Genomic DNA, 2,149 nt, shown 5'->3' with positions numbered 1-2,149 from the left:
GGCCCCGATCAAGCCGCTTAGCCGGGGAGTAATAAAAGGGATCGTCTGTACTCGTCTCGATCGTCTTGGAATCACCGGCAAACGCCGCGGTCCGCATGCGCTGCGCCATGCCGCCGCCCAACACCTCCTCGATCAAGGTTTGTCGATGAAAGCGGTCGGCGACTTTCTCGGCCATCGAAGCACCGCAGCTACCTCAATCTACGCAAAGGTGCAGCTCAATGTTCTTCGCGAGGTTGCGGAGATTGATCTGGAGGGGCTGCTATGATCCTCCGTGACGCGATCGACCACTATGTAGCGTGGCGGCGAGCCCATGGCGCCCGTTTTTTTACCAGCGCAAATACATTGTACCAATTTTGCAAGAGCGTTCCTGAGCACCTGCGCTGCGATGCTGTTACAGAAAGCGAGGTGCGACGCTTCCTCGCCGGAACCGGTCCTCTCACCCGTTGGCGTGCTAACAAGTACGCTGCTCTCGCCGGATTTTACCGGTATGCGATCAGCCGCGGTTATGCCGCCCTGTCGCCGCTGCCGGCGGCGGACGAAGAGCCGAGAGACCCGCAATCGGCGCCGTCTTACATTTACTCCCGCGAAGAACTGGAGCGCCTGTTCGGCGCCATCGATATCAGCCGCAAGCGCGCCATTCGGCTCGATGCCGACACCTTCCGCACACTGCTGTTGATCCTATACGGAGCTGGTCTGCGAACCAGCGAGGCGCTCCACCTGTCCATGAGCGACGTCGACTTTGCACACGCCGTACTGACCGTACGGGACACCAAATTCTACAATAGTCGCCTCGTTCCCGTCGCTCCGCAACTCGCCGGCGCGCTTAGGGCTTATGCCGAACGACGTTCGGACCGTCCGCTGCCACAAGGGATGGCGTCCGCCTTCCTTGCAAACCGCGATGGAACACAGGTGAGGAAGCACAATGTCGATCATGCATTGAAACGGCTGCTCGAGACCACCGGAATCGATCGCAAGGATGACGGCCGGCGCGCCCCATGTCTGCACGCCTTTCGACACACCGCGGCCGTGCATCGGCTTACGTCCTGGTATCGCCAGGGCGCAGATGTGCAACGGCTGCTGCCGGCGCTCTCGACATATCTCGGCCACGCCAACTTGGACGACACAAGTGTCTACCTGTCCATGACGCCGGAGCTCCTACACGAAGCGTCGGTCTGCTTCGACCGATACGTCAATGGAGGAGACCATGGGTGATCCCCGCACGCTCGGCCCCTGGCTCCGGCGCTTCCTGGCTGATTACATCGTCACCGAGCGCTGTCTCGCTCTCAACACGCAAAAGAGCTATCGCGACACCTTCACGCTGCTGCTGCCATTTATCAGCGCCAAGGTCCGCAAACCGCCGGACCGCCTGGATGTCGAGGATATCCATCCGTCCCGCGTCCTGCACTTCCTTGCCCATCTTGAGAAGGACCGCGGCTGTTCGGTGCAGACCCGCAACCAACGCCTGACAGCGATCCGGTCCTTCGCCCGCTTCGTCGCCAGCCGTGATCCCGCCCGTCTCGCCTGGTGTGCGCAGATCCGCTCCATTGCAACGAAGAAGGCTGCACCACAGCCGATCTCGTGGATGACCAGGAAGGAGATGGAGGCCCTGCTCGCGGTTCCCGACCGCCGGACGCTACGGGGCCGGGCCGAACACGCCTTGTTGCTATTCCTCTACAACACGGGGGCGCGGGTCTCGGAGGCGACAAGACTGCAGGTCGACAATCTCCAGATCGGCCGGCACCGCGACAAACATGCACTCGTCACCCTTTGCGGCAAGGCCGGCAAAATCCGGCAATGCCCCCTGTGGCCACGCACGGAAGAGGCGCTTGGCGAACTCGTTCGAGGACGTGCAAACGGTGACCCCGTCTTCATCAGCCGCCATCGAAAGCGCTATACGCGGTTCGGGGTCTATCGGCTCGTCGAGCGATGCGCGGCGCGCGTACCAACGCTTGCTGCAAGAGCAATCACGCCGCATGTGATCCGTCACACAAGCGCCTGTCATCTGCTGCAGGCAGGTGTCGACCTTAACACCATACGCGCATGGCTCGGTGTCGACGATGGTCGAAAACCGCTGACAAACGACGACAAGAGCTGAAGCGCTGGAAAGAGCAAAGGCGGCCGCCCGCGCGCTCTTCAACTAGCGCTGTAG

3 protein-coding genes are annotated in these 2,149 nt (G+C 61.6%); all 3 read left to right on the top strand.

Translation table 11 applies throughout. The features are described from left to right. A partial coding sequence (locus EOC06_RS40980) for a tyrosine-type recombinase/integrase (RefSeq protein ID WP_206631281.1) occupies positions 1-265 on the top strand: 265 nt, incomplete at its 5' end. Next, positions 262-1,212 carry a tyrosine-type recombinase/integrase gene (locus tag EOC06_RS29505; protein WP_128309447.1) on the top strand — a complete coding sequence of 317 codons (951 nt, stop codon included), beginning with the start codon at positions 262-264 and terminating at the stop codon, positions 1,210-1,212. The genes EOC06_RS40980 and EOC06_RS29505, both read left to right, overlap by 4 nt. Beyond that, complete coding sequence (locus EOC06_RS29500) at positions 1,205-2,095, top strand: tyrosine-type recombinase/integrase (protein WP_128309446.1); 891 nt, start codon at positions 1,205-1,207, stop codon at positions 2,093-2,095. The genes EOC06_RS29505 and EOC06_RS29500 overlap by 8 nt, the downstream gene beginning before the upstream one ends. The last annotated feature ends 54 nt before the right edge of the window (positions 2,096-2,149 follow it).

It is taken from the genome of Mesorhizobium sp. M7A.F.Ca.MR.362.00.0.0 (assembly GCF_004023175.1).
Lineage (GTDB): Bacteria > Pseudomonadota > Alphaproteobacteria > Rhizobiales > Rhizobiaceae > Mesorhizobium.
This window is presented reverse-complemented; position numbering and strand designations above follow the sequence as displayed.

Coding starts and splice junctions, on each gene's coding strand:
- EOC06_RS29505 (WP_128309447.1), top strand. CDS start 262: ATGATCCTCCGTGACGCGATCGACCACTATGTAGCGTGGCGGCGAGCC.
- EOC06_RS29500 (WP_128309446.1), top strand. CDS start 1,205: ATGGGTGATCCCCGCACGCTCGGCCCCTGGCTCCGGCGCTTCCTGGCT.